Origin of the sequence: Aurantibacter sp. (assembly GCF_042094015.1) — a bacterium.
Lineage (GTDB): Bacteria > Bacteroidota > Bacteroidia > Flavobacteriales > Flavobacteriaceae > Aurantibacter.
Window position 1 is genome coordinate 1 of sequence record NZ_JBELDZ010000103.1, and the last position, 6351, is coordinate 6351.

A 6351-nucleotide genomic window follows, 5' to 3' on the forward strand; every position below is an offset into this window, starting at 1 on the left:
AGAGCATCTCCCTTTTAAGGAGAGGGTCCTGGGTTCGAGCCCCAGCCAGATCACTTTTTAAAAGTTAAACCTAAAGGTTTAACTTTTTTTTTGTGTCATTTTAAATTTCTGTTAATTATTTCTAAATCTTTTACAAAATAATAAATTAATTAGATTTGTTTAATTAATTTTACCAAACAATGAACAACATAAAAAATAAATTCAGTATTAAAGATCTTGAAAATCTTTCAGGAATTAAAGCTCATACAATAAGAATATGGGAAAAGCGCTATAATCTTTTTAATCCAAATAGAACAAATACTAACATTAGGTATTATAGTTTAGATAGTCTTCAAAAGCTATTAAACATCTCTTTTCTAAATTCTAATGGGATTAAAATATCTAAAATAGCAAAACTTTCATCCATAGAAATATGTGATAAAGTTCGAGAAATATCCATTAGCTCTAAAAATAATAACCATATTATTGATGTTTTTAAATTAGCTATGTTAAACTTTGATCAAGCTTTATTTATTAAAACATATAATGAGTTGATTAGTGAATATGATTTTAAGACGATCTTCTTTAGTTACTTTGTCCCGTTTTTAAATGAAATAGGTCTACTGTGGCAGACAAATACAATAACACCATCACACGAACATTTTATTGTAGAATTAATAAAACAAAGAATATTAGTTAATACTGAAAAAAGCTCAAAAGGAATAGAATCATCCAAATCAAAAGAAACCTACGTACTGTTCTTACCTGATAATGAAATTCATGAATTAGGCTTACTTTTCATTAATTATGAAATTCTAAATAAAGGACACCATACTATATATTTAGGTCAGAGTGTTCCTATTGAAAGTATGATAAGTTTAATGGATTTTTATTCAAAAATAACTTTCATTTCCTGTTTTACTATAAAACCTGAGGCTAATGACATTAAGAAATATTTAAAAGAATTCAACAAAAAACTATTACACAACACTTCAAACGAATTATTAATTTGTGGTAGAATGACTGAAGTAATTCCAGATTCTATTTCAAACAAAGTATCAACCTATAAATTTTCCAAAGAGATTATAGATACTATAGAATCTACTCCAATTTATGAATAAAAACATTGCAATAATTGGTTCAGGCTTTTCAGCACTTTCTGCTTCATGCCATTTAGCTAAATCTGGACATAATGTAACAGTTTTCGAAAAGAATGAAACAATTGGTGGTCGCTGTAGACAATTTAAAAAACAAGGTTTCATTTTTGATATTGGTCCAAGTTGGTACTGGATGCCAGATATATTTGATAAGTTCTTTGCTGAATTTGATAAAAAAACTTCAGATTATTATCAACTAAATAAGCTAAGTCCAGCTTATAAAATTTTTTTCGAAGACGATACAATAACTATTGGTGATTGTATGGATAAAATTTGTTTAGAATTTGAACGAATAGAGAACGGCAGTTCAATTCCATTAAAGAAATTTATAAAAACAGCTCAAGAAAACTATGAAATTGCTATAAATAAAGTTGTTTTAAAACCAGGAATATCACCTTTAGAATTAGTAACTCCAGAGACAATAACACGCTTAGATCAGTTTTTCAAAACTATAAGTAGCGAAGTAAGAAAACGTTTTAAAAACCCCAAATTAATATCAACTTTAGAGTTCCCTGTTTTATTTTTAGGTGCAAAACCAAATAAAACACCTTCGTTTTATAGCTTTATGAACTTTGCAGACTTTGGATTAGGAACTTGGCATCCAGAAGGCGGAATGTATAAAGTTATTGAAGCAATGGAATCTTTAGCAAAAGAGCTAGGTGTGAAGTTTAAAACAAATGCTCCTGTTTCTAGGATTAATGTTAATAATAAAAAAGCTTCATCAATAGAAGTTAATAATGAAATATTAAAATTTGATATTGTTTTAAGTGGTGCAGATTATCATCATTCTGAAACTTTATTAGATCAAAGATACAGACAATATTCAGAAAAGTATTGGAGTAAAAAAACATTTGCACCTTCTTCCTTACTTTTTTATGTAGGTTTTAACACCAAAATAGAAAATATAAATCACCATAATTTATTTTTTGATACAGATTTTGAAAAACACGCACAAGAAATATATGATAGTCCTAAATGGCCTTCAGATCCATTATTTTATGCTAATTTCCCGTCAGTAACAGATAAAACTATGGCTCCAGAAGGTTATGAAACAGGATTTTTTCTTATTCCAATTGCTCCAGGAATAGAAGATACACCAGAATTGAGAGAAAAATATTTCAACTTAATTTTATCTCGTCTTGAGCTAAGAATTGGACAAAAAGTAAAAAATAATATTATATTTAAAGAAAGTTTTTGTGTAAACGATTTTATAAGCGAGTATAATTCCTATAAAGGAAATGCTTATGGAATGGCAAACACATTACTTCAAACCGCCTTTTTAAGACCAAATCTAAAAAGTAAAAAAGTAAACAACCTATATTTTACTGGTCAATTAACAGTTCCTGGACCTGGAGTTCCTCCAGCATTAATTTCAGGAAAGTTGGTTGCCGATTTAATAAACAAAAACCACAATTAAAATGAAAAGTTTATTTGATTCAGTTTCATACAAATGCAGTAAAGTTGTTACTAACTCTTATAGCACCTCATTTTCTTTAGCCACAAAAATGCTGTCAAATTCTATTAGGCAAGACATCTATAATATATATGGATTTGTTCGCTTTGCAGATGAAATTGTAGATTCATTTCATGATTATGACAAACCTTCATTATTTGAAGACTTCGAAATAGAATTAAAAAAATCACTAACTAATAAAATTAGTTTAAATCCAATTTTAAATGCCTTTCAATTTACTTATCACAACAGTAATATAGATAAGCATATGGTAGATTCTTTTATGAAAAGTATGAAGTTAGACTTAACAAAATCAACCTATCTAACTGACCAAGAATACAAAGATTATATTTATGGATCTGCAGATGTAGTAGGGCTAATGTGCCTAAAAGTATTTGTTAAAGGAGATAATTCTAAATATGAAGAATTAAAAGATACAGCAATGTCCTTAGGTTCTGCATTTCAAAAAGTAAATTTCCTTAGAGATTTAAAAGCAGATTTTGACACTTTAGAACGCACATATTTCCCGAATACAGATTTAAATAATCTAACTGAAAAAGACAAACAAGAAATTATTAAAGATATTGAAAGTGATTTCAAAAAAGGTTTAGATGGTATAAAAAAGCTACCTTTAGAAGCTAAATTTGGTGTTTTTATGGCTTACAGGTATTACAGTCAATTATTGAAAAAAATAAAAAAAACGCCTGCCTTAGAAATAAAATCTACCAGAATTAGAGTTCCCAATTATAAGAAATTTGAACTACTAACAAGAAGCTACGTAAAGTATCAACTTAACTTAATATAAAATAAAAACAATGCAAAATTTATATTGGATATTAGTTTTTTTAGGTGTGTTTAGTGCTATGGAATTTATGGCCTGGTTTACACATAAATATGTTATGCATGGTTTTTTATGGTCGCTACATAAAGATCACCACCATAAAGATCACAAAAGCTGGTTTGAGCGTAATGATGCTTTTTTTATATTTTATGCAATAGTGAGTATGACTTGCTTTTACTTATGGAGCTATGAAAGTATTTGGTATTGTTTACCTATCGGTTTAGGGATAATGGCATATGGTGCTACTTATTTTTTAGTTCACGATATATTTATACACCAACGCTTTAAACTATTCAGAAACGCAAACAATTGGTATGCTAAAGGCGTTAGAAGAGCTCATAAAATGCATCATAAACATTTAGGCAAAGGCGATGGGGAATGTTTTGGAATGCTTTTCGTTCCGTTTAAGTATTTTAAGAGATAAATCTATAAATGAAACAAAATCATTTTGATTATATTATTATAGGACAAGGGTTAGCCGGCTTAAAGCTGGCTTTATCTTTTAAAAACGATGTGTTTTTTAAAGACAAAAAAATAGCTTTAATTGATAAGGATTCAAAAAGAACAAATGATAAAACTTGGTGTTTTTGGGAAACCTCAACTAACAGCTTAGAGCATTTAGTTTCTAAAAAATGGTCTGAAGCTAAAGTTTACGGGAATAAAAAATGCATAAAAATTGCCTTAAAACCTTATAATTATAAAATGATAAAATCACTAGATTTTTATAATTATGCTAAAAAGACACTAAAAGAAAATTCAAATTTTTATTTTATTTCAGAAAATGTATTTTCTACTAATAACTCTACAATAACAGTAATAACAGATAAAAATAGATATACTTCAAATCATATTTTTGACAGTAGAATTCCTGAAGAATTTCATTTAAAAAAAGAAAATTACATCAATATTATTCAACATTTTAAAGGTTGGGTAATTACAACAAAAACAAATCATTTTAATCCAGATGAAATTACAATGATGGATTACAGGTTAAAAGATGGTAATAAAACCTCTTTTATGTATGTATTACCGTTTTCTAGAACCGAAGCACTAGTAGAATTTACTTATTTCACAGATGAAGTTGTCTCAGATAAAGTTTATGATAAATTCTTAAAAAAATACATTTCAGAGCAACTTAAAATTACAGATTACAAAATAAAAGAAACAGAAAAAGGACAAATTCCAATGTCAACATTTCCGTTCGAGGATTATTCAACTAAAAACATAACAAAAATCGGTACTGCTGGCGGATGGGTTAAAGGTTCAACTGGTTATAGCTTTAAACATACCGAAAAAAAAGTGTCAAAAATTCTTCAGAACATAAAAGACAACCAATTACCTTCTAAAGGGCTAATCAACGCAAAGTATAAGTTTTACGATAAAATTTTCTTAAAAGTCTTGTTAGATGAAAACAACAAAGGTGAATGGGTTTTTACAAATTATTATAGTAAAAATAACATAAAAACAATGTTTAGATTTTTAGATGAAGAATCTACCCTACTTGAAGATTTAAAAATTATGTGGTCGTTATTTAGTTTCAGTTTTATAAAAGCTTTTTTAAAAACATTAAAAGTTTAACCATTATAAATTAGAATAACCTTGTGCTCTAAATATTAAATCTCTAACTAAATCTCTAACTTTATTACTATTCCAATTAGCTGCGCCTTCCTTAAAAATACGAACTCTATTTTTATGATCTATTAATAATGTTCTTGGAATTGTATTTGGTCTAAAATATATGCTTTTTGGGTTTTCTTGCGGCATATAAACTGGAAAATTGTAATTATTTCCTTTTAAAAATTTTGAAATTGTTTCTGGATCTTCATTAGAAACAAAAACAAAATCCATTTTTGTCCCAAAATCATTATATAAAGCCTGCATACTTGGTAATTCTGCTACACATGGCGGACACCAAGTTGCCCAAAAACTTATAATTTTTACTCTATGTTCAGTTTCATTAAAATTATAGTTATTCCCTTTTAAATCTTTCAACTTAAAATCTAATGTCTCTACTGTTTGAAGCTCTGTTTCAAAAGAAGGAGAGAATTGCGAAATCAATTTCTGAACCTGTAATTGCAGCGGTTGCCTTGTTTGGGGTATTACAAGTATTAAAACAATAAGAATACTTATAATGTTTTGAAAACTAAACTTAAACTTTTTTACTGAAAACATATATTATAATATATATAAATTCCACATTTAATTTTATAATTTTAAAGACCATTTAATTAATAAAAAAGGCTTCCAAATTAACGGAAGCCTTAAAATTATTATACTTAATATATTTAATTAAGCATTATTTTCTTTCTTAATTAAATTTAAGGCAGAACCTTCATTATACCAATCAATTTGAGATTGATTGTATGTATGATTTAATTCAATAACATCTTTAGATCCATCAGCATGTACAAACTCTAAATTTAAAGTTTTACCAGGCTTAAATTCGTTTAAATCTAAAAAGTTAATAGTATCATCTTCTAAAATTTTATCGTAATCCTGCTCATTAACAAATGTTAACCCTAACATACCTTGTTTCTTAAGGTTTGTTTCGTGAATACGAGCAAAAGATTTTACAATTACAGCAGCAACACCTAAATGTCTTGGTTCCATTGCAGCATGTTCTCTAGAAGAACCTTCTCCATAGTTATGATCTCCAACAACTACTGAATTAATACCTGCAGCTTTATATGCTCTTGCTGTATCTGGAACTCCTCCAAACTCTCCCGTTAATTGATTTTTTACAAAATTGGTTTTCATACCAAATGCATTTACCGCACCAATTAAACAGTTGTTAGAAATATTATCTAAATGTCCACGAAAACGTAACCAAGGTCCAGCCATAGAAATATGGTCGGTTGTACATTTTCCATGTGCTTTAATTAATAATTTAGCACCTTTTATTTCGTTACCAATTGGTGTAA

General features: G+C 27.9%; 6 protein-coding genes and 1 pseudogene. 5 read left to right on the forward strand and 2 right to left on the reverse strand.

Features of this window, described 5'->3' with window-relative positions; all coding sequences use genetic code 11:
- Positions 1-179: 179 nt before the first annotated feature.
- The 5 genes from ACFDSN_RS11430 to ACFDSN_RS11450 are packed head-to-tail and all read left to right on the forward strand — an operon-like array spanning position 180 to position 5008.
- On the forward strand, positions 180-1100 hold the full coding sequence (locus tag ACFDSN_RS11430; RefSeq protein ID WP_375239987.1) for a MerR family transcriptional regulator: 921 nt from the start codon (positions 180-182) through the stop codon (positions 1098-1100).
- The gene (locus ACFDSN_RS11435) at positions 1093-2553 is read left to right on the forward strand and encodes a phytoene desaturase family protein (RefSeq protein ID WP_375239988.1); all 1461 of its coding nucleotides are present in this window, start codon (positions 1093-1095) and stop codon (positions 2551-2553) included. The genes ACFDSN_RS11430 and ACFDSN_RS11435 overlap by 8 nt, the downstream gene beginning before the upstream one ends.
- A 1-nt stretch (position 2554) precedes the next feature.
- Positions 2555-3394 carry a phytoene/squalene synthase family protein gene (locus ACFDSN_RS11440; RefSeq protein ID WP_375239989.1) on the forward strand — a complete coding sequence of 280 codons (840 nt, stop codon included), beginning with the start codon at positions 2555-2557 and terminating at the stop codon, positions 3392-3394.
- A gap of 10 nt (positions 3395-3404) precedes the next feature.
- The gene (locus ACFDSN_RS11445) at positions 3405-3854 is read left to right on the forward strand and encodes a beta-carotene hydroxylase (protein ID WP_375239990.1); all 450 of its coding nucleotides are present in this window, start codon (positions 3405-3407) and stop codon (positions 3852-3854) included.
- An 8-nt stretch (positions 3855-3862) separates the two neighbouring features.
- Positions 3863-5008, forward strand: coding sequence for a lycopene cyclase family protein (locus ACFDSN_RS11450; protein ID WP_375239991.1), 1146 nt, complete (start codon positions 3863-3865; stop codon positions 5006-5008).
- 3 nt (positions 5009-5011) lie between these two features.
- Here ACFDSN_RS11450 and ACFDSN_RS11455 read toward each other — a convergent pair whose 3' ends face one another.
- Together ACFDSN_RS11455 and ACFDSN_RS11460 are read right to left on the reverse strand one after the other, a co-directional pair.
- A complete protein-coding gene (locus ACFDSN_RS11455) occupies positions 5012-5602 on the reverse strand; it encodes a TlpA family protein disulfide reductase (protein ID WP_375239992.1) in 591 nt (196 codons plus the stop codon).
- 117 nt (positions 5603-5719) lie between these two features.
- Positions 5720-6351 (reverse strand): annotated as a pseudogene (locus tag ACFDSN_RS11460) (aconitate hydratase); the annotation flags it as partial.

Coding starts and splice junctions, on each gene's coding strand:
- ACFDSN_RS11445 (WP_375239990.1), top strand. CDS start 3,405: ATGCAAAATTTATATTGGATATTAGTTTTTTTAGGTGTGTTTAGTGCT.
- ACFDSN_RS11455 (WP_375239992.1), bottom strand. CDS start 5,602: ATGTTTTCAGTAAAAAAGTTTAAGTTTAGTTTTCAAAACATTATAAGT.
- ACFDSN_RS11430 (WP_375239987.1), top strand. CDS start 180: ATGAACAACATAAAAAATAAATTCAGTATTAAAGATCTTGAAAATCTT.
- ACFDSN_RS11435 (WP_375239988.1), top strand. CDS start 1,093: ATGAATAAAAACATTGCAATAATTGGTTCAGGCTTTTCAGCACTTTCT.
- ACFDSN_RS11450 (WP_375239991.1), top strand. CDS start 3,863: ATGAAACAAAATCATTTTGATTATATTATTATAGGACAAGGGTTAGCC.
- ACFDSN_RS11440 (WP_375239989.1), top strand. CDS start 2,555: ATGAAAAGTTTATTTGATTCAGTTTCATACAAATGCAGTAAAGTTGTT.